The organism is Pseudoalteromonas sp. TP27, from assembly GCF_056470645.1.
In genome coordinates this window covers 66,224-91,190 of the sequence record NZ_JARDAK010000010.1, presented here as the reverse complement: position 1 = coordinate 91,190, position 24,967 = coordinate 66,224, and the positions used below count along the sequence as shown (strand labels likewise).

16 protein-coding genes are annotated in these 24,967 nt (G+C 39.5%); 8 read left to right on the top strand and 8 right to left on the bottom strand.

Going from position 1 to position 24,967, the window contains the following annotated elements; translation table 11 throughout:
• Nucleotides 1-296: 296 nt before the first annotated feature.
• On the bottom strand, nucleotides 297-3,419 hold the full coding sequence (locus PX700_RS12955) for an efflux RND transporter permease subunit (protein WP_479520910.1): 3,123 nt from the start codon (nucleotides 3,417-3,419) through the stop codon (nucleotides 297-299).
• Between the two features lie 12 nt (nucleotides 3,420-3,431).
• On the bottom strand, nucleotides 3,432-4,610 hold the full coding sequence (locus tag PX700_RS12950) for an efflux RND transporter periplasmic adaptor subunit (RefSeq protein ID WP_479520909.1): 1,179 nt from the start codon (nucleotides 4,608-4,610) through the stop codon (nucleotides 3,432-3,434).
• Nucleotides 4,611-4,899: 289 nt separating this feature from the next.
• Here PX700_RS12950 and PX700_RS12945 point away from each other — a divergent pair, with 289 nt between their 5' ends.
• From PX700_RS12945 to PX700_RS12920, 6 genes are all read left to right on the top strand, one after another.
• The gene (locus PX700_RS12945; protein ID WP_479520908.1) at nucleotides 4,900-7,407 is read left to right on the top strand and encodes a zinc-dependent metalloprotease; all 2,508 of its coding nucleotides are present in this window, start codon (nucleotides 4,900-4,902) and stop codon (nucleotides 7,405-7,407) included.
• 461 nt (nucleotides 7,408-7,868) lie between these two features.
• Nucleotides 7,869-9,125 carry an HlyD family secretion protein gene (locus tag PX700_RS12940; protein WP_415638034.1) on the top strand — a complete coding sequence of 419 codons (1,257 nt, stop codon included), beginning with the start codon at nucleotides 7,869-7,871 and terminating at the stop codon, nucleotides 9,123-9,125.
• A 12-nt stretch (nucleotides 9,126-9,137) separates the two neighbouring features.
• Nucleotides 9,138-9,830 carry an ABC transporter ATP-binding protein gene (locus PX700_RS12935; protein WP_415638035.1) on the top strand — a complete coding sequence of 231 codons (693 nt, stop codon included), beginning with the start codon at nucleotides 9,138-9,140 and terminating at the stop codon, nucleotides 9,828-9,830.
• The gene (locus PX700_RS12930; protein ID WP_479520907.1) at nucleotides 9,827-12,331 is read left to right on the top strand and encodes an ABC transporter permease; all 2,505 of its coding nucleotides are present in this window, start codon (nucleotides 9,827-9,829) and stop codon (nucleotides 12,329-12,331) included. The genes PX700_RS12935 and PX700_RS12930 overlap by 4 nt, the downstream gene beginning before the upstream one ends.
• A gap of 42 nt (nucleotides 12,332-12,373) precedes the next feature.
• The gene (locus PX700_RS12925) at nucleotides 12,374-13,693 is read left to right on the top strand and encodes a sigma-54-dependent transcriptional regulator (protein WP_479520906.1); all 1,320 of its coding nucleotides are present in this window, start codon (nucleotides 12,374-12,376) and stop codon (nucleotides 13,691-13,693) included.
• Entirely contained in the window at nucleotides 13,686-14,933 is a 1,248-nt protein-coding gene (locus PX700_RS12920) for a sensor histidine kinase (RefSeq protein WP_415638038.1), read from the top strand. The genes PX700_RS12925 and PX700_RS12920 overlap by 8 nt, the downstream gene beginning before the upstream one ends.
• Before the next feature lie 5 nt (nucleotides 14,934-14,938).
• Here PX700_RS12920 and PX700_RS12915 read toward each other — a convergent pair whose 3' ends face one another.
• Together PX700_RS12915 and PX700_RS12910 are read right to left on the bottom strand one after the other, a co-directional pair.
• Nucleotides 14,939-15,727 carry a PhzF family phenazine biosynthesis protein gene (locus PX700_RS12915; RefSeq protein WP_415638039.1) on the bottom strand — a complete coding sequence of 263 codons (789 nt, stop codon included), beginning with the start codon at nucleotides 15,725-15,727 and terminating at the stop codon, nucleotides 14,939-14,941.
• 72 nt (nucleotides 15,728-15,799) lie between these two features.
• Nucleotides 15,800-16,414 carry a SemiSWEET family transporter gene (locus tag PX700_RS12910; protein WP_415638040.1) on the bottom strand — a complete coding sequence of 205 codons (615 nt, stop codon included), beginning with the start codon at nucleotides 16,412-16,414 and terminating at the stop codon, nucleotides 15,800-15,802.
• A 289-nt stretch (nucleotides 16,415-16,703) separates the two neighbouring features.
• On the opposite strand from PX700_RS12910, the gene PX700_RS12905 reads away from it, so the two are divergent.
• Both PX700_RS12905 and PX700_RS12900 read left to right on the top strand, forming a co-directional pair.
• Entirely contained in the window at nucleotides 16,704-17,837 is a 1,134-nt protein-coding gene (locus tag PX700_RS12905; protein ID WP_479520905.1) for a PepSY-associated TM helix domain-containing protein, read from the top strand.
• A 49-nt stretch (nucleotides 17,838-17,886) separates the two neighbouring features.
• A complete protein-coding gene (locus PX700_RS12900; protein ID WP_479520904.1) occupies nucleotides 17,887-19,041 on the top strand; it encodes a tetratricopeptide repeat protein in 1,155 nt (384 codons plus the stop codon).
• A gap of 29 nt (nucleotides 19,042-19,070) precedes the next feature.
• Here the strand turns inward: PX700_RS12900 and PX700_RS12895 are convergent, their stop codons facing one another.
• From PX700_RS12895 to PX700_RS12880, 4 genes are all read right to left on the bottom strand, one after another.
• Nucleotides 19,071-21,887: a TolB family protein gene (locus PX700_RS12895; protein WP_479520903.1), complete on the bottom strand. Its 2,817-nt coding sequence runs from the start codon at nucleotides 21,885-21,887 to the stop codon at nucleotides 19,071-19,073.
• Between the two features lie 122 nt (nucleotides 21,888-22,009).
• Entirely contained in the window at nucleotides 22,010-23,557 is a 1,548-nt protein-coding gene (locus tag PX700_RS12890; protein ID WP_197181092.1) for a PH domain-containing protein, read from the bottom strand.
• Nucleotides 23,550-24,083, bottom strand: a complete 534-nt coding sequence (locus PX700_RS12885; RefSeq protein ID WP_197239373.1) for a PH domain-containing protein — start codon at nucleotides 24,081-24,083, stop codon at nucleotides 23,550-23,552. Before PX700_RS12885 ends, PX700_RS12890 begins: the two co-directional genes overlap by 8 nt.
• A 21-nt stretch (nucleotides 24,084-24,104) precedes the next feature.
• Nucleotides 24,105-24,959 (bottom strand): D-hexose-6-phosphate mutarotase, encoded by an 855-nt coding sequence (locus tag PX700_RS12880; RefSeq protein ID WP_197181090.1) that lies wholly within the window; start codon nucleotides 24,957-24,959, stop codon nucleotides 24,105-24,107.
• Between the last annotated feature and the right edge of the window lie 8 nt (nucleotides 24,960-24,967).

Sequence of the window (24,967 nt, the reverse complement as noted above, 5' to 3'; positions counted from 1 at the left end):
CTGTAGCTAACCTAGCAACAATAAATAGATAATAAAAAGCACTGAGCGTTAATAACCGTCAGTGCTTTTTTTATGCTTTATATTTATACCAATTCGCTTAATTAAGTGATCTATTTTGAGGCTGGAAAAACGTGTTGATAGCTAGGCAAAAAATTCGCTATTTAGTTGTTCTCGGCAATTGCTCCTGCATTGCTCTACCTTCTGCATCCATGCAGTCGTAAATGAGAATTTTTTAACGCAGGTAGCGACACGTTTAGCCCCGTAAAATGATTAAGTATTACTGCGAATTGGTATTATTACGAGACCTTAACAGCTCGGCCTTTAAATGGGCGCTTAAACACCGCACCAATATCACCTAAAATAATATATAGGCATGGCACTAATATAAGCGTTATTAACGTTGCAAACATAACAGCAAAGCCAAGTGCTACTGCCATAGGTATTACAAACTTAGCCTGCAAGCTTGTTTCAAACATAATGGGTAATACACCAGCAAAGGTTGTTATCGACGTTAATAGTATTGCTCTAAAGCGAGCACAACCGGCCTCTATTACTGCATTTTTAACGCTAACACCTTCGCGGCGAACTTGGTTAACGTAATCGGTCATTACAAGTGAGTCATTTATAACAACACCTGCGGCGGCAATTAAGCCAAAGCCCGACATTAAGCTCATGTCTAAATCAAACCAGTAATGACCCCAAATAGCCCCGGTTAAACTAAACGGAATAACCGACATTACAATAAGCGGCTGCGAATAACTTTTAAGTGGTACAGCCAGTAATATGTATACTAAAATCATTCCGCCAATAAAAAACATTATTTGCTCATTAGCTTGAGCTTGCTGCTCTTCTATTGCACCGCCAAGTTCTGATTTAACACTTGGGAATTCTTCTATTAGCTGTGGCAGTAAGTTTTCTTTTACTTGCTTAACTACTTCACCTGGCTCAATTTGCTCTTCATCAATATTGCCATAAACATACACGGTACGATAACCGCCTTCGCGACGTATATAGCTAATACCTGGCGTTTCTGTTAGCTCTACTACATCGCCAAGTAACACTTCTCGACCTTGCGGGGTGGTAACAACGGTGTGTTTAAGCGATGAAAATGCTTCGCGAGTTAGTTTAGGGTAACGTACCATTACACGTACTTCTTCGCCGTTTCGGATTACGCGCTGCGCTTCGCCACCATAAAAACTGGCACCCACTTGGTTTGCAATATCTGCCAAATCTAAGCCTAAATCGTATGCAACTGGTTTAAGGCTCATTTGCACTTCTTTGCTTGCAGGGTCGATGGTTGAACTAATATCAAACAACCCTTTTTGCTGTTGAAGTAATTGAATAAAACGACGACCTGCTTCATTTAAGGTATCTATGTCTGAGCCATACAATAAATAGCCAAACTCGCCGCCGCCATTACCACCGCCGCCACCAACATCGTCTTGAATAGTTAACGACTTAATGCCAGCAATAGTCGGCATTGCTTCACGCCAGCGACGTGAAAGTTCAAATGCATTGTATGGACGTGAATCTTCGTCAACCAATGGCGCAAGTAATTGCGACTCAGTTCTGCCTTGGTTAAATACCAATACATCACGAATAATTTTTTGACCAAACTCACGTTCAGTCTCTTCATCCACTCTAAGTACCATAGCTTCTATTTCGCGAATAGCTGCAATGGTTTGTAAGTCAGAAACGTTGTCGTTCATTTCTACTTGTATTTGCGGAAAGTCGTGCGGTACTTTAGGAGTAGGTACGGTGCGCACTTTGTTCGAGGTAATAAGCGAAATACTTATTATAAACATAGCAATAAAGGCAAACAAAACGGTCCAGCGCCAATCTACACATTTAGCAATAAAGCGTTTATACGGGCCATTTACGAAACCAAAAAAGCGCGTATTGAAGCGATCGCGCCAGCCACCTTTTTTAATTGGCGAAAAGTGTGTATGCGCAATATGTGCAGGTAAAATTAGTTTTGATTCCACGAGACTAAACGCCAAGCACAGCATAACCACAACGGCTATACCATAAAAGAAGGCACTTTCTGGCCCGCTCGACATTGTGAATGGGGCAAATACAGCAATTGTTGTTAATACCCCGAAGGTCGCAGGTGTTGCAACGCGGTTTGCTCCGCGCACGACGTTTTCAACGCCACCACCGCTTTTTTCAACTTCGGTATAGGCGGCTTCCCCTATCACTATGGCATCATCCACCACTATGCCGAGCACCATAATAAACGCAAATAACGAAATAATATTAATACTAATGCCAAATAACGGCATCATCATCATGGCCCCTAAAAAACACACCGGTAAGCCAATCATTACCCAAAGCGCGAGTTTAAAGCGCAAGAACAACGACAACATAATTGCTACTAAAATTGCACCTTGAAACAAGTTAGCCTTCATCATATCAAGGCGAGCATTTAGGTAGTAAGTCATGTCCATTAGTGGCTCTAACCTAATACCTGGCGGTAGCTGCTTATTTTTTTGATCAATAAATGCCTTAACCGAATCGGCCACAGGAATTATATTTTGCTCTTGCGTTGCTTTAACCGACATATAAACGGCATTTTCACCGTTAAACTTAAAGTAGCGCTCGCCTTCGGTAAATTGATCTTTAATAACGGCAATATCTTGCAGTAAAACTTTAGCGCCATACTCACCAATTTTTACCGGAATTTGTCTAAATTCATCACCTGAGTAAAACTGGTTTTCTACTCGAACAGAAATAACACCTGCATCTGTTTTTAACTGCCCAGCCGAGAAGTTAGCTGAGTAACGACGCACCGCATTCATAACATCACTAAGGGTTAAATTATATTGGCGAAGCGTATCGGGTTCTATTTCAATTGCTATTTCATCAAGAGGAACATCGTTTACAACCAAAGATACGTTAGATAGCTGTAATAGCTCATCTTCAATCTGATTAGCAATCGGCTTAAGCTCCGTAAGCGGCAAATCAGCAACCAGTGTCATGCCTATTACATCTTGTCTAAACTCAACCTGACTTATGGTGACCGGTTCCATACCCGCTGGAAAAGTCGCAATGCCATCTATACGTAACTTTACTTTATCAAGTACGTCGGTAAGTTCTGCATCGGTGTTTATTTCTAGGCTTGCTGTACCGCCATTTCTAAATGCCCGATACACGCCTTTTTTAATTTCTGTTATATCTTTAAGTGACTCTTCAACTTTTATAAGAATACTTTCTTCTATTTCCTGAGGAGAGGCTCCTGGGTAATTAGCCTCAATATTAATGTAGTTAATCTCTATATTAGGAAACATTTGGCGCTGAATCGTAAAGTAGCTTATAGCCCCCATAACCATGATAAAAAACATCATTAAATTAGCGGCTACTGAATTATTAGCAAAATAGGCAATTAACCCTGTTTGTTTTTGTTGTATTGATTCGCTCATAACTATTACACCCTACAGCTGTTGCGTGTTTGAAGTGCTCGTTTCTGAGCTTTCTGGTTTTGCAGCTACACCTGCAATTTTAACCTGCATTCCTTTTTGCGGGTATTCAGGTAGAGTAATAACGAGTTTGTCATCGGCATTTAAACCGCTGCTAATGTAAAAATACTCACCTTCTTCACGAATAACAGTTACTTTGCGTGGCTCTAGCTCTTGGTTCTCGTTCACTACCCACACAGTTTGGTTATTTACTAAAGCTTGCGGTAAACGGTAAATGTTATTAAGCATTGCTCCTGCAAAATTTACCTGTACATAACTGCCAAACTTAATAGCAGGCTGTTTTGTTTTTAAGCCGTATGGGTCTTCAATTCGCACCACTAAACTACTCATACGCGTAGCGTTATCAACAATCCCTAGGTCGCGGTCAATTACACCTTCACGGGTAAAGCTGTTTAGCCCTTTTTGAATAATCGTTGCCGTAATACCTTTAATACGCTCTGGTAAAAAAACGCTGTCAAATCCTGCGATAGGAATAATAACTTCAGCAGTTTCAATATTATTGAGCTCAGCAACTTGCGAACCCATAGTGACAAACTGGCCAACACCTACGTTACGGCTAATCACTAATGCATCGTAAGGAGCGGTTACTTCACAATTATCTAAGTCACGCTGTGCACGTTTTAATGCTGCTTGCGCCGATTTAACAGATGCCTGCGCGCTGAGCACTTGAGGTTTACGTAGGAATAAGTCGGTACGCGCTTTATCAGGAAAACGCTTTGCTTCATCTGCGGCTACTTGGGCTTGGGCTTGTTCTTCAATTAAGCCAGCTTGTGCGCGAGCAATTTCGGCCTCAGCAACTAGTACTGCAGCTTCATAGTTATCTTTTTCGATAGTAAATAACGTCTCACCGCGAGCAACGATGCCACCGGCTACAAAATTAGGATGCCAACTTAACACTTCACCCGACACCTGCGCCGAGAGCTGTGTATTTTCAAGTGGCTTTACTTCACCATAGCTATTAATAATAACTTGATGATCGTTAGCAGCCACAGGCTCAACTTGCACTGTTGGACGAGTATCAATAACTTCTTTTTTTTCTGGTTCTTGTGCAATGGCATTTATTCCCATAAAGCCAACAATACCAACAGCTAGCGCTACAAATGGAAAAACCCATCTAAGTGAATTTGTTTGCATATCCTATTATCCCCAAAATTCTATTAGCATCATAATACCAGAGCCTTATGAAACATTAAGGTGACATTTGTAAGCAACTGTTGCAAAAACTTATAAGCCAATACTTTTTGAGGGTTATAAAAAGTAAGTATCCCTGTAATTCATCTCATTCGTTATATTTTGTTACAAACTTTTACTTATAAATATCAACCAGATAGGATTTAATCATCATATTTCATCGCGAAGATGTGCGAAATAAAATTAATTTACGTACAGTCCAATTAAATTAACAAATATTAAAAGTCTCAAAATGAAATTAACGACCATCACCCTTGCACTAAGCTTAGCGTTTGGCGGCCATGCATTTGCAGCCGATAAAAAAGACGAAAAAGAGCCAAAAACACTTAGCGAGATGATTAAAGGACAAACCGAATTTGCCGGTATATTTAGCCTTTATCAAGATGAAAAAACCGGTGACCATTTAATGGTGATTAACGAATCTCAACTTAATACACCATTTGTATATTTTGCGCATACTGTCGATGGCGTTACAGATGCGGGTCATTATCGTGGATCGTACCGCGAAACTAAGTTAATTGAATTTAGAAAATACTTTGACCGTATCGATATTATTAGCAAAACTCCTCGTTACAAGTTTGATGAGAACAGTGCGATTTCAAAGGCAAGCGATGCCAATATTAGTGAAGCGGTACTTGCGAGTATTAAAATAGAAAAAGAAGAAGACGGAAAAATAGCATTCAATGTAAATAAGCTATTTTTAAGCGAAGCGCTTCATAAAGTATCGCCTACACCAAACCCTGCCGATAAAAATGCTAAAAAACGCTTTAAAGTCGGTAAGTTAGACGATAAAAAATCACGCATTATTAAACAGCGTCCATATCCTAATAACTTAGATGTGGTTGTTGATTATGTATTTACTAACCCAAGCCCAACTGTACGCGGCTCAAATGCAGTAAGCGACCCGCGTAGTGTATCGGTAAAAGTACAACACTCGTTTGTTGCACTCCCAGACAATAACTACGTGCCACGTATGGATGATGCGCGCATTGGTTATTTCACAAATCAATTTGATCAAATGACGTCGACCGACTGGGCTCCTTATGAAGATGTTATAAAGCGCTGGGATCTACAAAAGAAAGACCCGAGTGCAGCACTTTCAGAGCCAGTAAAACCAATTACTTGGTGGATAGAAAACACCACACCAATTGAGTGGCGCGATACTATTCGTGATGCTGTTTTAACGTGGAATACTTCTTTTGAAAAAGCCGGTTTTAAAAATGCGTTAGAAGTAAAAGTACAACCAGACGATGCAGATTGGGATGCGGGCGATATTAATTACAACGTGCTACGTTGGACTTCGTCGCCTAAACCTCCATTTGGCGGATACGGACCTGCACTTGCTAACCCATTAACTGGCGAAATACTGGGCTCAGACATTATGCTTGAGTTTGTATTTATGAAAAACCGCTGGATTTACGACACACTTTTCACGCAAGGAACAATGAGCCACGGTGAAGCAACAAATACCGGCGAGTTAAATTGCTCATTAGGGCATGAAATTCAACAAAACCTAATGCTTGCCAAAGGCCTCGCAAGCGGCGACAAAATTGAAGATAAAGAAATGCTTCGTCAAGGTTTAACCCAATTAGTACTTCACGAAGTTGGCCATACTTTAGGCCTTAACCACAATATGAAATCATCTATTTTGTGGGATGAAAAAGAAGTACACGATAAAAATAAAACCCAAGGCATAGTAACCGGTTCTGTAATGGATTATGCACCCGCTAACATTGCCCCAATAGGTGTGCAGCAAGGTGATATTTTTCAAACGAAACCAGGTCCTTATGATGACTGGGCAATTAATTATGGCTACAGCGTAGCACTTACCGATGAAGCCGCTGAGCAAGCTCGACTTGACAAGATTCTTGCTCGTTCAAGTGAACATGCCCTTGCCTTTGGTAACGATGCAGACGATATGCGCGCACCAGGTCGTCATATTGATCCACGTGTAATGATTGGCGATTTGTCGTCAAATCCTGCGGCCTATGGCGCAGATCGTATGGCACTTATTAATAAACTATTTACTGAACTAAAAGATAAAGCAACGGTTAAAGGCGAGTCTTACCAACAGCTTGTTACCTCTGCTAATAGCTTATTTGGCCAGTACCGAGCTCAAGCAGGTGTTGTCTCTCGTCAAATTGGTGGTGTGTATGTTGAGCGTGCAGTAGTAGGTGACGTAAACGCAGATAAACCATTTACACCGGTATCACTTGAGCGTCAAACACAAGCGATGGATATATTAGCCAAGTTTGTATTTGCACCAGACGTACTACAAAACATGCAGCCTCTATACAGCTACTTACAACTGCAACGCCGTGGCTTTAATCACTTTGGTAAAAATGAAGACCCTAAAGCACACCAAATGATTTTAGGTATGCAAAAGTCTGTACTTGCACAGCTATTACACCCAGCGGTATTACTACGTATTTCTGACACCGCCTTGTACGGTAATGAATATAGCCTAACTCAGTTTATGGAAAATTTAACTGCTAACATTTTTGTGAAAAGCAAAGACGCAAACTCTATTAGCCACAACTTACAAATTGAGTACGTTAACCAGCTAATTGCAATTGCAGGACTTGGCAAAGCGAGCAAATACGATAACTTAGCTAAAACAGCCGCGCTATATCAGCTAACTCAAATAGCCGATACCAGTGTTGCTTGGGGATCTGATACAGCAACTAAAGCGCATAAAAAATATATTGATCGCTTAATTGAAAAAGCGCTAGAAGCATAAAAATTAAGTCGTACTTTTAATATTTAACCTAATTAATAAAAGTACGGCCTTTTCCATAACACCACGTTACTGGTATTTATTGTAAATAAAACTAAGGGCAGTTTACTCTTTGTTTTCTACATGGATGCAGTTAAGAGTCATAAGCTTTGCTCAGCGTTTGCTTTACCCATCTCAGGAAAAGCGTACAGGCGATGACTTTATCGCTAAATATGCTATCAGTTTTAACTCGACTTCACCGAAACGCTGATCACTGACCTCAAATCAATTTAACCTGAGTTCTGGTTATTTACTGAACTTAGATCCACAACCGTTATTCAAAACCGAACACCGACGTGTTCGATATCGAACATCTATTTATTTTAAAGCACTATAAAAAAATCAACACTCTGAAATATAAGAGAATTTAAATTTGGCATCAAACTTTCATTAACAACTACATCAATCAAAATGATGAGTAGATAATGAATATTAATATTGACCAAAAAACAAAACCGAACAAATTAAAAATGATGCTGACTATTGCAACACTTTTAGCTGTCATATGTATCGGTTATTTCACAATAAAACCCACCATACCCAAGCTCAGTGCTAGCACACTCAATACAGTTACTGTGCAACAAGGTGATATTGATATTATGACGCCAGTGTATGGTCAATATGCATCACGCTATGAACGCCTGATCAGCGCGCCAGCAGCAGGCCAAGTGGGTGAAATTTATCTACGGGCAGGTGCTGATGTAAAAGCAAGTACTGTTATCGCAAGGTTAGTTAATCCTGATTTGCAGCAACAACTGTTCGAATCACAAGCAAAACTTGAACGGATGAACTCTGAATTTGCAGCATTTAAGTTTCAAAAACAAAATGAACAACTCACTTTTCAAGCCGAACTCGCTGATATTGATAGTCAGATACAAGGCGCTAAACTAGATGTAGATGTTAACCAGCGCCTATCAGACCAGGGCATAGCTGCAAAAATAGATTTAGAACGCGCTATTCTTAAATATAACCAGCTCAAAAAGCGCCTAGAGTTTGCAAAGTATCGTTTTGAAAAGCAAAAAGAAATGCACAAGCTAGAACTTGAGCAACAGAAAATTTTATTAACTCAACAACAAAAACAGGTCGCTTTAGTCAACAACAAAGTTGCGGCATTAACTATCACAGCAGGAATAACAGGCACGCTACAGCGTTTAGATATTGAGCTTGGAGAGCGGGTAAACCAAGGACAACCAATGGCGCGCATTGGTTCAAAAACACAGTTGATGGCAAAACTAAATATCCCACAACGTATTGCTGAGCGTATACAACTTGGCGCGGCAGTTGAGTTAAAGCACCCAGCAGGCAAGCTAAAAGGTCATGTTAAACAATTAGCGTCGGTGGTTGAAAACGGCTTTATCGTCGCCGAAGTGCACCTAAGCGAGCCTCTACCTGCAAACTTACGCCCAGCACAACCTGTCAATGCATTCGTATTTGTCGAACGCAAAGAAAATGCACTTTATGTGAGCCAACAGCCCGGATTAAAACCACTAGGCGCGCAACTACTTTATAAACACATTCCTAACCAAGCACTATTACAACAACAGCAAATAACCTTTGGTGAACTAACAGGCACCAACTTACTCATCACCAACGGCGCCATTGCGGGTGAAAAAATTATCACAAATGATTTAAGCCAGTGGCATACTTACAACCACTTGGCCCTAGATACAACTAACCTTTAAGGAAAAATCCCCATGACTACACTAGTAACAATTAATAATATCAATAAAGTGTACAGCAAAGGCCAAGTGAAAACGCATGCCCTACAAGATGTATCTTTAACTATAAATAAAGGCGAGTTTATCGCGATTTCAGGGGCATCGGGTTGCGGTAAATCGACCTTGCTCAGTATTTTAGGCCTATTAGACACCCCAACGAATGGCAATTATCAATTAGCTAATATCGATACTCATAGTCTTAAAGTTGATCAACGTTCTAGCGTACGCAACAAGCACATTGGCTATGTATTTCAGTCCTTCAACTTAATTGATAATCTCACGGTATTTGAAAACGTCGCATTACCCCTTGAGCATCGCGGTGTCTCAAGTAGTGAAATAAAAACCGCCGTTGAAAAACAGCTAGCTGCAGTAAACATGAGCGCACGATTAGACCATAAACCAAGCCAACTCTCTGGCGGGCAACAGCAACGCGTTGCGATTGCTCGCGCATTAGTTGGCAACCCTGATTTACTGCTAGTAGATGAACCAACAGGTAACTTAGATAGCCAAAATGGCGATGCCGTTATGCAACTATTGCTTGATTTAAACAAACAAGGCGCCACCGTTGTTATGGTGACGCATGATGAACGCTACAGCCAGATGGCTCAGCGTCAAATCCGCTTATTTGATGGCAAAGTACTAGTTGAACATCAAGAGGCAATAGTATGAGTTTTTATCTTCGCGCATTGCGCCATGGTGTCTTACGACTATTTACATTGCCACGTTTATCACTGCCAATTTTACTTACATTAAGCTTAACATTGGCCGCAGTGCTTGCTGTTGTCGCCATGAGTAGTCATCTTATTTTTAAAGCTTTACCTGATATAAAAAACGAAGATAACTTGTATACGATTAATCGTACTATGGCGGTTTCAGAAGATATGCGTGTTTCAATGTTTACCGCTAAGCGCTTGGCACTATTAGCTGAGCAGTACAAAGGGTATGGTCAGTTTGCTGCATACCAAGCGGACGAAAGTACAGTTAAGGTACATGAAACGAGCTACCCAGTATCACGCTTTGATGCTAGTAATAATTTTATGTCTATGGTCACAGGAAGCCTGCTATTAGGAGAGCAACCAAGCAAAGTAAATACTCAAAATACTGTGTGGATCTCTGAAAGTTTATGGCAAAGCGCATTTCAAAAAAGTATAAACGCAATTGGCCAAACATTAAAAATAGACGACCAAGCTTTGCAAATTCGCGGAGTGGTCAGCGACTTCTCATCATTTAATTCAGACAACGATCAAAAATATGCCCAGCAAATTTGGCGCTATTATGATTTAGCAGAGCAAGCTGCAATGCCAACAAAAATGTCCATTGATGGCAGCCTACAACCCCTGTTTCGCCAAACAGAACGTGCATTTACTGTCGATGACATGGAGAGCTTTTGGCAGCAGTATTATCTTGACCAAGGCGAACAACTTGGCCCTATGAAGCAAATGTTTGAGAGCATGAACCCTGAAAGTTCAGCAACTTTATATCGCGATAATTTAATGGAAGATCAGCAAATCATGCTGTTGTTTTTATTAGCCACTGTGGTCATCTTACTCGTTATGGCAAGCCTCAACTTACTAAACCTATTTATTGCCCATTATCAACAACGCGAGCAAGAATTTGCCACACAGTTATGTATGGGTGCATCACGCAACAAGCTATTAGTAATGAGCTTTTTAGAAAACCTGAGCACCTTTTTACTTGCCGCAGTATTAGGTTTGTTAGGTGCCGCTTGGCTTATTAGGCTATTACCTATCATCAGTGGCGGTAATATAGCGATGCTTGAACTAGTGCAAATTGATGCGATAACTATTGCTGTAGCGGTTGCAATTGTGCTGATGATCAATTTATTTTTTGCGTTTTTATCAACCCGTCAGTTTGATCAAACACAATTAATTAGTAACCTTAATAACGGTAATAAAGGTGTCAATGCAGGTAAAGTGACCCGCCTTAGCCAAGTGTTATTTATTGCACAATTAAGTTCAGCAGCAGTTATTTTAACGGGCACCGCTATGCTAGCAAATACCGCCTACGATAAGCTAAATATCAACTTAGGTTTTGAGCCTGGTAATACGTTAATAGCCACTGTACGCCTACAAAGTAACGAAGAACCGATTTTAGACAACGCAGAAATGCAGGAAAGATTAGCGCAAGTAGCACAAGACCCCGAAGCCGCAGAGCAAAAAACAAAACAACGTTATCAAGGTGCATTGGAAATAAAAAATCAACTTGAACAAGCAATACTTCAAGTCCAGCCTAATATTACCCCGCTACAAAGTGAAGGAGAACCATTTAGCTTTAGTACCGTCATAAATATGACTGAGGATGAGCAAACACAAGAGCGCTTTACCTATATGACAATTAACATTGCACCTGACTATATACAGACCTATAAACTCAATTTGCTAGCAGGGCAAAATATGAGTCAAACGCAATATCAAAATTTAGAGCCTGTCACATTAATCAACGAAACCTTTGCAAAGCAATTGTCCACAGATGGCACGATTGAATCAGTAATTGGCAAGGAAGTATCTAATCGGCAAGTTATTGGCGTAATCGCAGACAATTACACCATGATGGCTAAAGATCAGGGCTATCCGACTATGTTTTACAGTTATTCGCACGATGATGCTAATTTGGGGATTAATATTGCTATGCAACTGCCGCCTGGGCAACGCTTTGATAAACAAGCCATTATGCAAGCGATTCAATATGCTCACCCACAAGTAATTGAAGTAAATGCGCGTACATTAGACGAACGCTGGAAAGAACAAACTATGCCGCAGCGCATACAGTTTTATTTTATCAGTGCGTTATCTTTATTAACTTTGCTACTTGCAGCTGTTGGTAGTAATGGTATGGCAATGAGCTTTACTGAATTAAAACGCTTTGAACTTGCGATACGCATGGCAACTGGCGCAAGCCGTATTAGCCTAATGATGCGTATATTAAAAAGCTTTAATGGCTTACTACTGAGTGCACTCGCGATTGCAATTACCCTAGCTTGTGGTCTTTATTTAGTGCTACAAAAAGCAATCCCTATGTTGCCTGCATTTTCATGGCAAGCACTAACAATTTTCACTAGTTTATTGATTGCTATCGTCTTTATTGCCATTGTTTTGGTAGTATGGCGTATTATTAATGCTGACCCTATGCGCGCGCTTAGAGAGCAATAAACTTTTAAGGAGCTGGCAGCTAATGCTGCCATTACAACCAGTATGAGCCAACCCACTATTTTAGTTGTTGATGACGATGACGACATTCGCTTTGCCCTATCACTACTTTTAGAGCAGGCAGGCTATCGTGTGGTTGAGGCTGACGGACCAACGCAGTGCATGCAATTGCTAAGCCGGCTAACCCCTGCATTGGTATTGCTGGATATGAACTTCACCCGTGATACCACTTCAGGCAAAGAAGGCTTAGCATTGCTTGAACAAATCACCCCATTAAATATTCCCGTTATATTAATGACTGCATGGGCAAATATTGAACTTGCCGTTACCGGATTACAAAGTGGTGCTAAAAACTTTATCGAAAAACCATGGCGAAAAGAAAAACTACTCGCCCAAATAGCGAATCATATTGAGCCTATTTCACCTCAGACTGAACAAAGTGATTGGGTAGCATGCTCAAGCGTGATGCAATCTCTCGATAAGCTCATTACACAACTTGCACCAACCGACGCAAACTTATTAATTTTAGGTGAAAACGGCACCGGTAAATCGCAACTAGCGAAACGTATCCACCAATTAAGTGCGCGCAATAACGCACCACTTGTGAGCCTAAATATGGGGGCGATTGCAGAATCTTTATTTGAAAGTGAGCTATTCGGCCATCATAAAGGCGCGTTTACCGATGCTAAACAAGACCGAACAGGCGCGTTCAGTCGTGCTAAAAGTGGTACTTTATTTATGGATGAAATAGGCACATTACCCTTTCATTTACAGCCTAAATTATTACAAGTACTCGAAACAGGTGAATTTACACCGCTTGGTGCAAATGCAAGTGAACTCGTTAATGTACGCTTAATTGCAGCCACGAATCAAAACTTGAGCGCTGCCATCTCTGACGGGCAGTTTCGTCAAGATTTATATTACCGCCTAAATACCTTTGTAATTAAACTCCCAGCTCTGCGTGAGCGAAAAGAAGATATATTGCCACTTGTCGCACACTTTATTAACCTGTTTGCTGGCAAGTATAACAAGCCGACTTGTACATTATCTCAAAGCGCTGAAAAACTGTTATGCAATCATAACTGGCCGGGTAATATTCGCGAACTAAGCCATGTGATAGAACGCGCAATGCTAATTAGCACCGGCAGCGTCATCGAGCTACCTAATATCATGCTCGATAGTCAAGTAAACCAAGGTCAATCAATTCCAAAACTCACACTAGAAGAGCTTGAAAAACAAAGAATCACTGATGTACTACAACAACACAATCAACAAATAACAGCGGCGGCAAAAAGCTTAGGTATTTCACGTAATGCGCTGTATCGACGGATGGAAAAGTACCAACTAGAGGGATTTGATGAGTAATACCAAAGTGCGCTATAAAACCAAAATAATTAGCATATTAGTTACTGTATTTTGCGCAATTATTGGCCCGAGTACAGGGTGGGTTTATCAATTAAGCCAAGATATATTACTAACGACAACAGTCGCTATTTTTTTAAGTTACCTACTTATTATTTCTCTTTATAAGCTATTTAATAGTTACTTCTTACCTATTACTCAATTACAAGCCTATATTGATGCCAAACAACAGGGACAAAGTAATCTCAGTTTAGATTACAACGATCCCAACTCGCCATGGACAGCGCTAGGTATACAAATTGAAACGTTATTTACAAAATCAACACCTGCATCAACGCAGTTAATCGATGGATTATTTCAACATTGGCCTCACCCTATCGCTTTATTTAACGATCAAGGGAAGCTTACTCTCTTTAATCACCCTATGTATAAGCAACTAAAAACACCTCTTCTGCGTGGCATGACCATAGCTGAATGCGGCTTTACAGTGAATAATAAACAATGTAGTCATGCTAAGTTAAACCAAGATTGGCAAGTGCAACGCATTGTACTTAGTGATGCAAAGCAAATACTTATTAGCGCCAGCTATATTGGTCATCAATTACAAGATGCAAAGCGTCAGTCTCAAGCTGATTTAATTCGTATCTTATCTCATGAGTTAAATAACTCACTCACGCCTATGGCTTCCATGACAGATACATTACTAACCACAGAAACACTAAATGAAAAACAAACAAGGCAAGTATTAACAAGAATCAAATCGCGTAGTGAGTCTTTACTACGATTTATAAAGTCCTACTCAGAATTAAGCCGATTACCAGCAGCAAAACCGCAATATTTTGATTTAAAAAACTTAGCAGATCTTAATGCCGCAGAGCAAAATATTCAGTTTAGTTTTGCTGGCGAATCACAATGCTTTGCTGATAAGTTACTTATTGAACAGCTGTTAATTAACCTATTTAAAAATACATTCGAAGCCAATAAAGACCAACCACACGTAACACTTAACAGCTTTGCACAAGCGAATACCCATATATTGCAGCTAACCGACAATGGTCCCGGATTTGCTAATCTGGAGTATGCAATACAGCCTTTGTATACAACTAAAAAAACCGGTTTCGGGCTTGGTTTAGCACTATGTAATGATATTGTCCAAAAACACAACGGCCAGCTTCTTTTAGCAAATACTGATAATGGCGCACAAATAACCATTAAACTACCGCAAGGCGGCACTTTAAAATAACGCATTTACAAATAAATTATACCTTGCAAATAGCGCACAGCATGACCTGTTAAAGTAACGGTTGTATCACCCACTTCACATAGCAAATGCCCGCCTCTGCTTGAAGCCTGATAAGCACTTAACGACGTTTTACCCAATTGCTGCGCCCAAAAAGGTGCTAACCCTGTATGAATAGAACCCGTTACATAATCTTCGTCGCCACCGCTTGCAGGCCAAAAATAACGAGATATAAAATCATATTCAACACTTGGAGCAGTGGCCACTACATCAAGTGGGTAAAGCGTTTTTAAAAGTTCAGAGTTAGTTTTTAATTCAAGTATTTGATCGGCATTTTCATAAATAGCAAAATAGGCTTGGCGATTTTTAAGCACTTTACTGGGTTGTATAGATAAGCCATCAAGCAATTGCTGCGGCGCATTTTGTACCTCAACCGGTGCTTGTTTAGGAAAAGTCATTGCAAAGCTGCCATCGTCGTTTTTATTAACAATTAGCTCACCCACCGCATCAGCAATAAAGCGAATTTGCGATACATTATGCGCTTCACATAAAACATAGGCTGCGGCTAAAGTTGCATGCCCACAAAAATCGATTTCCATTAAGGGCGAAAACCAGCGAATAACAAAACTTCCATCGTCTTGCTGGCAGGTAAAAGTCGTTTCGGATACGTTATTCTCAGCGCCAATCTTTAGCATTAAATCGTCACTTAACCACGATTCTAGTGGGATCACTGCCGCATAGTTACCTTTAAATAACTCATTCGTAAACGCATCAATTTGATGAATAGTTAATTGCATTGTTTAAACTTTGTAATAATTAATAGCTTAAAACTGCCATACCTTAACTAAATTAGCACTTTTATTTTGGCTTTAAGCCATTACAGGCCGCATTCTATAATATTGCATACAACCAAATTGCACAGCATTGGTAAGCAGCAGCATAATAAACATAAGTAAGTGCGCCGTGCTTGGAGCTGCTGTTGTAAGCTCAACAACTAAACCACAAATACCCGCTATAAACTGCAAGCTAAAGTAACGTGCGCTTAAATTACTTACATTACCCGTGCGCAGTGTTTTATAAGTTTGTGGCATAACACGTACCGAGCTCATCACCAGCCCAACATACGTTAAAGCGCTTAATACCGTTGCAGTATCTAGGTTCGAATTCAAAAGCAATGAGAAAGGCAGTAACGAAAAGCCCAACATGGTAATCAACTGCACACGTTCTCGTTTAGCTGCGTTATAACGTGCGAAAAAATACAAAATAAGTCCACTTAACGCACCAGTTACGATAAATGGTAACGCAATATAAAAGCGTTCAAAATAAATATTGTAGGTTATAAAGTAAAGGCTTTGTGCTAACCCAAACGTCATCATCAATAGTGATAGACCTGAGACACTACGATTTTTTCGAATTTTGTTTAGTAATGGTAAAAAACTAAAAACCAAAATAAATGAAGACAATATAGGCAAATAATGCGCCAAAGCAACCTCGCTCGTTACATAAGTGTTAATTAATCATGGAAATAAAAACATTTAATAAACATATGTTTTAAAAGGCTTTTACTATGAGCGCGGCATTGTAGAGCCGCGTAAATTTAACTCAACTAAATAAGACATTCTTATTTTAGGTACTGGCAAGTTGGGTATACAAAAACCGTAGAATTAAGTTCACAGTTTGCCTGTTTAATAGATAGCACTCACACGATCTATTAAATAAAAATGATAGTTGTTATCATACGCAAGTCATTAGCTGCAATATATAAAACTATCTATGAGAAAAACTCTTTTTAAAATTCACAGTTGGATCGCCCTTATAGCTATCATTCCGTTGATTGTTATTAGTATTACAGGGAGCGTATTAGTTTTTAAAAGTGAAATAGATGGCTTACTTATGCCAAACAGCCATTTTGTTGTAAAAGCACTGCCAGAGCGCATGCCAATCGACAAATTAATTACAAAAACAGAGCATGCTTACCCTGAATATGTAGTAGGTAGTTGGGAAATATTTAACGATGATACTGCTGATCGGGTTTACTTAGTAAAACGCGGCACAGAGCAATGGTATAAGTTTCATTTAAACCAATACACGGGTGATATTTTGTCTGAGCCTGTAGGCACCAGCCATTATTTTACTGATTGGTTTTTAGAACTGCATTACACCTTTTTACTGAACGACTTTAAAAACCTGCCAGGGCAAACTGGCACCGTACTGGGATTCTTTTTTGCGTTGTTTTTATTGGTATTAGGTATTACTGGGCTTATTATTTATCGTAAATTTTGGCAGCGTCTATTTAGTGTGCGCTGGCGTGCAACACTACAAATAGTACTTAGCGACATTCATAAAATGACTGGGGTTATAGGATCTCCCATCATTATTATTTTAGCTATTACAGGTGGCTACTTTAACTGGGCGGTGTGGTATCACGAAGTTATTGAACACGCTGAGGAAGAGCACTTTGTACTCACCAAAAACTTGCACAGTAGCGATATTTCTTTTCAACGCATACTTGATGACAGTAAAAAGCAAATACCCACTTTTAATGGTACGTTTTTAGTTATGCCGCTAGAGCCTGACGAAAATATTACCTTATTTGGCGAAGTAGATACCGCCAACCCACTAGCTAGTGAATATGCTAATACTGTTAGCTATAACAAATTAACAGGTGAACATATAGCTAACTGGGATATTCGCGAAGTAGGTGTTGGCTGGCAAGTAATTGATAGTTTTAGAAAGCTTCACTTTGGCTACTTTGCAGGGCTAATAAGTAAAATACTGTGGTGCGTAATTGGTTTGAGTCCGGTGTGGCTGGCAGGTACTGGTTTTTACTTATGGTTTACTCGCCGTAGACGTAAAAAACAATCACAAAAAAACCGTTTTAATAAACGCAGCACAGCAAGTGCTTGATTAAAAACCCATCACATTGTAATGTAAAATTTAACAATGGAGTGGGTTTATGATGTTTTTTAAAATAGCAGTCTGTATTACTTTTTTATTTTTAGTTGGATGTAAAACAACTAATGTTCAACAAGTAGAACAACAAGTGCAGCTTGAACAACTATTTAACCATTCCTTGTTCAACAAGCTCGACACTCCTTCTGAAAGCAGTATTTTTGGGCTGCCAGATGATGAAAAAGAAAAGTTTATCGCTTACGCAAATGAAAAATTAGTTGATACACGAGCTGATCGCATTATTTTTAATTATTTACAAAACCAGCTAACTAACTTTAAGTATCATGGCGATACACTTACTTCAAAGCAAACTATTGAGCTATCTCAAGGTAATTGCATTAGCTTAGCAGTGCTTACACAAAGCTATGCCCAACTTTTAAACCTTGAAACAAGCTTTCAAGAAATGACTAGCGCACCGGTATACGCAAAAGAAAATAATATTATATATGTTGCCAACCATTTCAGAACAAAAGTTTATGCCCCAGAGCAGGAAAAAGACGATAATCTTATTGTGTTTATTCGCCCAGGAACCTTAATAGATTACTTTCCAACGAGAGGCAGCACTTACTCAGGCAGTGCTACCTATAACGATTTACTCTCTAAGTTTTATAGTAATTTAGCTGCAACAGCATTAGCAGACAAACAGCTTGATATTGCTTACTCACTTATTTTACAAGCAAACAAGTACACCCCTAATGACCCTGAATTATTTAATATAGCGGGTATTTTACATCGCCGTGCTGGCGATGTGAAAAATGCAGAATTAATTTATGAAACCGCTTTTAATAATCAAGTATTGAGTATTAACTTACTTAGTAATTATCAACTTTTAGCAAAACAGCTGGGGAAAAATGAACTAGCAAAAAAATTAGCAAAGCAGTTAGTTAATAAAGAAAAAGATCCTTATGAGCTACTCGTAGTCGCTAAAAACGATTTGCAGTCAGGGCTGATAGGCAAAGCTAAAAATCACCTTGAACAAGCAATTGCAAAAGCTCCCTATATTGCAGAGTTATATTTAGAGCTAGCTAAAATTCACTACCAACAAGGGAACTCTCGACAAACCAAAAACCTACTGGAAAAGGCAATTAAGTTTGAACGAGATGATCAAAAGCACGATGTATATCAGGCTAAGTTACTGTCTTTACAGATGGACAAATAACTTAGCCAAACCGTGGTTAACTTTAAACGTTAAAGTGAATAATAAAAGCTTAACCACGCTCGCATTTCATCTTCAAAACTATCGCCTTCTACTCGCGACAGTCCCATATTAAACGTTAAATCGTTTACGCCTGCAGGCCCCATTCCAAAACTAAAATCACCTTGGTATTTTAAGCCGTAGCTTTGTGCATATACGGTATCGTCGAGTTGATGTTGCTGATAATAAAGCCACGGCATGCCTTCTTTAAAGCTAAAGCCGCCACCGTAACCTTGATAGCGCTTTGCAGTTGCGCTGTAAAAAGGTAACTCCGATGAAAGTACATATTCACTATTTTGCTGCTGATTAATAAGATTTGAGCTAAAGCCACCTAATGCAAGGCTGCTGTCATCACGTTGTTTTTGATCAAAGTTTGCATAAAGAGGAATACCAAACGCTTTACCTAAAATTTTGGCGGCTAAATCGTAACCTTGCCAACTATTGCTCTTACTACTGCCATCGTACCAACTGGCATAAATACTTTGCCCTATTGCAAAGTCTTGACGATCATATTGCCAATTTTGAGCAACGCCTAAACGCGTCCAATTTTTATGGCTTTGCTTATAATCAGTGTAATTGTAGGCAAGCTCTGGCGTTAAACTTAACTGCCCAAATTTAACGGGGTAACTTATTGCGGCAAAACCACCACGGGCATCCATGTCTGCACTTAGACTTTGCTGATACTGGCGCGATGTATTCAAATCATAGTCAAACAGTGCAAGTTTCAGTTTTACATCAAGCGCATTATATTTTGCCTGTACATAACCACCGTGCAGTGCCCCATCGTGTAAATCAGTGCTATAACCCGCTTGTAAGTCGAGCTGCTTTAATAAGTCGCTACTTTTAATGCTTAAATCTAACAAACTGGTAGAAGCCGAATAATACTGAGAGCCAATCGCAAAGGTAGCGTGCTGGTCGAGCACGTTGTAATTTGTTTGCTCTGTAGTTTCGTGCGTATATATTTTAGCTTTTGGAAGTGTATGTTCGTTTACTATTAGCAGCGGTGCTTTTTTGTTAGCTGCAAACTCAGTAACTACAGTGCTTTTTATAGCTTTTGGCAGTGTTTTTACATTTGGTCCATCTGCGGTTATCGAAAAATAGAGTAACGAGCCATCAGCCATTTCAATTGGGTGGGCAACTGCCTCTTGCCCTTGGGTTAACCTGGTGAGTATTTTACTCTCTATGTTGTAGTTATAAATATCGGTGGCGCTATTTAAACCTGCAACAAAGTAAAGTGACTCGCCATTATGGCTAAAGCTTGGCTGACTTAAATATTGATACCCATTTGGCATAGGTACTGATAGCTGTTGTTCGTCGTTTATACCTTGTATATACAACTGCCAATTTTCATTTAATGATGTTGATAAATAAGCTAATTTAGTTTCGTCAGGACTGAGTATTGGGTAATCGTAGGTTGTCTTAAGGCTTTTTGTAAATAATGGCGTGATGGTTTGCGTATTTAGATCAACCTTTACTAATTCAGAGTAACCATCTCTTATTTGCTCGCCATACAAGGTTTCACCGTTTTTGGTTACGTTAAAGCGGCGAATACCAGCAAGTTCGGTAAGTTGTGTAATATTTCCAGTGTCAGTGTTATAGCTAAATATATCAGACACTTTGTTATAAATACCCGACTCTTCATTGCTGTACGCATTAAAATATAACGTTGTGCTATTTACCCATTGAGGGTTTGCAATACCAGCTCGGTTTATTTGATTAAGCAATTTTTTTTGTTCGCGCTTAAACACACTTGGCGCTGTATCGGGAATATCTTGTGCATCGTTTTCGAGTAGCTCTTTTTGCGCTTTAGTAAACTCTTCTTGCGCTTTAATGTTGTCATCAGTGCTATAAATTATAAGCTGGGTATTACTCTCTTTATCTCGCTCAACAATCGCAATTTTACTACTATCTTTTGAAAGTGCTGGGTTACTTGCATATAAGTTAAGCTCAAGCCAAAGTTCACTTTTAAGTAACGACTCCCCTTGCTCTTTTTGCATTGCTTTATAGGTGTATTCAGCTATAAATCGTCGATATAGCTTAGCTGCACTTTGCCCAAACACACCGCTAAATGCCTCATCGAAGTTACGCGTTTTTACGCCTTGCATTCGCGTCCATACACTATCGAGCGTTTGTTCTGAATAGTTTTTCTCTAACCAATTTAAAAAGCGGCTACCCATTAAATAAGCCATTGAGCCGCCCATAAAGCCCTGCTCGCCATTTAATTGCCCATAGGTTGGCAGTGCGCCCTGTTGAGCAAATTCTCGCAGTATTGACTCTGAGTAGTTATCAAACAAACGTCCACGCCCCGTCATTTTAGACTCAATCAATGTGGCATAACCTTCGGCTACCCAGCGTGGTGTATCACTGTAGGTTAAGTCGTATAAATCCCATATACCACGCATTTTTTGCTGCCAGTCATTGCGTGCAGGCTGTGCTAAGTGCACTAAGTGAATATATTCATGCAACACAAGTAACTGCTGCCAGCCAGTACTGTTTGATATAACCGTATCCGATTGCGGTGGGGTTGTAAAAAGTGCCATTACAGGGTTATTTGAGGTAGGTAGCGCAAAGCCGTTTGCTGCATTTAGGGGATCAAACACCACTACATCAACTGTTTTATCAAGTGCTCTGTTTTGCTGCTCAAGCACTTTGGTACGTACTATTTCAAGCTCTGTTGCAGTTGATTTAGCAAAATCAGCATGCTCAACACTGTAGTGAATGTTGAAATGTTCAGTATGAATAGTTTGCCAATCGGCTGCAAAGCTTGGTGCTGCTAGTAATAAAGCTGATGCGATAAGTGTTTTTTTCATGAGCGTCCCTAAAATAATTCCTTAATACCATCTAGGGTATTATTAAATGTCTTTCATGGGCAGTAAGAAAGTGTAATAAAGCATGTGCAAATGTGTATTTACACATGCTTTATTAGGGGAGTTTACATCCAGCTGCGAGTATCTGACTCAATCTGTTTAATTGTAAAATCGATAATAAAGTCAGCATCTTGCTGCTTTATGTAGGGCATAAATGCAAATCCTGAAGCAAGTTGTATATATAGGCTTTTCAAGCCTGATTTGCGCATTAAGTACGTACTTATACTGCGTGCACTTTGCGCTTTATAAAGTTCAAAAACACGGTAATGAACGCCAATCATGCCTTTGCGTACAACCATGTAAAATCGACCATTATCCTCATGCATGTAATAACCATAACGCTGATACGATAAGGTTACCAAACCAGAAAAAACCACCAAAACGCCAAGGCTAATCAAAGTATTAATATCGGCAATAAAACAAAAACCAAACACCAATGCACTAGGTAACAATGCATAAAAGCCTAAGTTTTTATACAAAAGCGCTCGCTCTGCGCGCTTAAAAGCGAGTTTTTTACTATTAAACCATGGGTAAATCCATTGGCATACACTATCAACTTGTTCGCTATTTAATACAGGTAACACTAAGGTTTGTTTATTTTGTTTAGCCGCAACACCTGCAACTAGACCACCGCTACTTGCTTGCAAACACTCCACAGTAAATCGCTTTAGCAATCGGCCCATTAAGTTTTGCTTTATAACAATAGATTGCACTTTATCCATGCTCATAGAAAGCTGATGGCGCTCTAACAAGCCAGCAATACGTTTAAACTTTTGACCTTTAAAATAAAGCTCAAAATTATAAAAACGAATAAGCGACATAGTCATAGATAACATTACGGCCACCAAAATTAATAAAACAATTAAAGTGATCATCGCAAAGGTAGCAGCACTTGCCAGCATGCCAAGCTCTTGCTCATAAAAGCCTTCTACTTTAGCAATAATTTGCTTCTCTAAAAAATCAACAATCAAGTTTATAAATGGCGCAAAAGCAGCGATTGCTAAAATAGCCATATTCGACATCAAACCAAATTTGGCGATTTCTTTATTGCTAATGCTTAGGCTGTTTTCAGTAGTGTCTGCTTCGCTTTGTTCAGTGCTTTGTATTTCTTCTTGTTGCTGCGCTTTAAAAGCAAAGATCTGTTTACGCATTTGCTGCGCGTAGTCTTTAGTGACACCAGGTAAAACAACTTCTTGTGACACACTGCCTGCAGCATCAAAAATACAATTAACTAAGCTTACGGGAGTAAAATAAAATGGCTCGGCAATATTAACGTTTTGTACACGGCCAAATTTAAGCGTAAGTCGCTCTTTTTTAAATACGCCTTTATTAAGCAATATTTCGTTATCGCTACTAATACAAAACTTAAAATTTAAATAATATAAAAATGAGTAAACAAGCAACGAAATCAGCGCAATACCACCTGCAACCTGTGCCCAAAACAACTTATTTTCTACTTGAGTAACAAACACTACAAACATAGGCAGCAAGTTTAAAAGGCCATCTTTTACAAAACGCACACTAAAATGCACAACAAAATATAAAAGCGCCCAAGACGATACTTTTTGCCAATCATTTGAGCTAGTTTGCTCCTCAATAATACTATTACTCATCGACTAAAACCGCCTGAGGAGCCGTATCGTCTTGACGGTAGTTTTGTACAAATTGGCGCATATTTTTACAATCATCATGGGTTAACCCACTAATTTGCAAATCGGCACTTACGCCGCCTGCGCTAAATAATTTGATGCTCGCAAGGCTAAGCTTTCGCTCTATTGGCCCCTGATGTATTTCCATATGTTGTACTCGCGCTAAAGGCAATACCGTTACTTGTTGCCAAATAACGCCTTTTTTAAAAGCAATATCGTGGTTTCGTACCGCAAAACCTTGCAGCCTTATGCTAACCATGTTGTACAACATGGAAACAGCTACTAAAACGGGCATACCAATTAGTAAGTAAGTTTGCGCACTCTCAGCAAAAGCTTCGTTAAAATAACAAACCGCAATAAGTACCCCAATTAACGGAATATAAAATGTAAGCCAGTTAAGCTGAGTATGTAATAAGGCCTTGTCAGCTAAAGGCTTAAAATTAATGGCGCTATGCGCTGGTAAATCCATTATTTGTTGATTGTTAAACACAATTGCATCCTATCGGGATTATTAATTAGCCCAGCTAATGGTGGTTACTAATGTGTGATTTTGCTTTGGCTCAAGCGTTACTTTATCTGTCAGTACATTAGCAGCCTCTAGGCAGAGCATTGTTTTATATTCATCATCAGCAAAATTAGATAATCGTTTTGATTTTTCTATCCATGGGTTCCACAGTACACACGAGTTTGAATTTTCACGGCTCACATTAATAACACCTTCTGGCGTATTAATTGTTTGTACTGCACTTGCTTGTGTATAAATCATGTCGGTTTCGCGCTCAAAACTTACAACGTCATTTTGCACAAATGGCCCTTCACTAAACTCAATATATTGCGCGCCTTGCAAACCATCAACATGGGTATTTGTAATGTCTGATGTAGGAAAATAGGTATGCAGCGCTTGAGTAAAGCTAAATGGCGTATTTCCTAAGTTAGTCGTAGTTAAGCGAACCTGTAACTTATCACTTAATATAAACTCCACTTTTAATGCTGACTGATGCGGCCAATACGTTGTATTAACTAGCTTCATAGGTAACTTTAAACTAACCGTAATTTGCTCATCAGATTCGTGTACTTCATCGGCTTGCCACACGCTTGTGCGCGCAAAACCATGAGCAGGCCACCCATCGTTAGCGTGTGTACCAAACCACGGCCAACAAACAGGAATACCACCTCGAATACTTGCCCCTTCTTGATAGGTTTCGTCTTGTGATACCCAAATAAGCGGCTCATTATTTTTAGGGGTAAATTGGGTAATTTGCCCACCTTGCAAGAATATTTTTGCATCGCACTTCGCACTAGCTACTTTAATAAACTCAAGACCGGTTTCGCTTTGTTCAATGCTAACTGATGGCGATAATTTCATATCCTTCC

Excerpts from the sequence above, each read along its gene's own strand:
- PX700_RS12955 (WP_479520910.1), bottom strand. The coding sequence starts at position 3,419 with ATGAGCGAATCAATACAACAAAAACAAACAGGGTTAATTGCCTATTTT.
- PX700_RS12950 (WP_479520909.1), bottom strand. The coding sequence starts at position 4,610 with ATGCAAACAAATTCACTTAGATGGGTTTTTCCATTTGTAGCGCTAGCT.
- PX700_RS12945 (WP_479520908.1), top strand. The coding sequence starts at position 4,900 with ATGAAATTAACGACCATCACCCTTGCACTAAGCTTAGCGTTTGGCGGC.
- PX700_RS12940 (WP_415638034.1), top strand. The coding sequence starts at position 7,869 with ATGAATATTAATATTGACCAAAAAACAAAACCGAACAAATTAAAAATG.
- PX700_RS12935 (WP_415638035.1), top strand. The coding sequence starts at position 9,138 with ATGACTACACTAGTAACAATTAATAATATCAATAAAGTGTACAGCAAA.
- PX700_RS12930 (WP_479520907.1), top strand. The coding sequence starts at position 9,827 with ATGAGTTTTTATCTTCGCGCATTGCGCCATGGTGTCTTACGACTATTT.
- PX700_RS12925 (WP_479520906.1), top strand. The coding sequence starts at position 12,374 with ATGAGCCAACCCACTATTTTAGTTGTTGATGACGATGACGACATTCGC.
- PX700_RS12920 (WP_415638038.1), top strand. The coding sequence starts at position 13,686 with ATGAGTAATACCAAAGTGCGCTATAAAACCAAAATAATTAGCATATTA.
- PX700_RS12915 (WP_415638039.1), bottom strand. The coding sequence starts at position 15,727 with ATGCAATTAACTATTCATCAAATTGATGCGTTTACGAATGAGTTATTT.
- PX700_RS12905 (WP_479520905.1), top strand. The coding sequence starts at position 16,704 with ATGAGAAAAACTCTTTTTAAAATTCACAGTTGGATCGCCCTTATAGCT.
- PX700_RS12900 (WP_479520904.1), top strand. The coding sequence starts at position 17,887 with ATGATGTTTTTTAAAATAGCAGTCTGTATTACTTTTTTATTTTTAGTT.
- PX700_RS12895 (WP_479520903.1), bottom strand. The coding sequence starts at position 21,887 with ATGAAAAAAACACTTATCGCATCAGCTTTATTACTAGCAGCACCAAGC.
- PX700_RS12890 (WP_197181092.1), bottom strand. The coding sequence starts at position 23,557 with ATGAGTAATAGTATTATTGAGGAGCAAACTAGCTCAAATGATTGGCAA.
- PX700_RS12880 (WP_197181090.1), bottom strand. The coding sequence starts at position 24,959 with ATGAAATTATCGCCATCAGTTAGCATTGAACAAAGCGAAACCGGTCTT.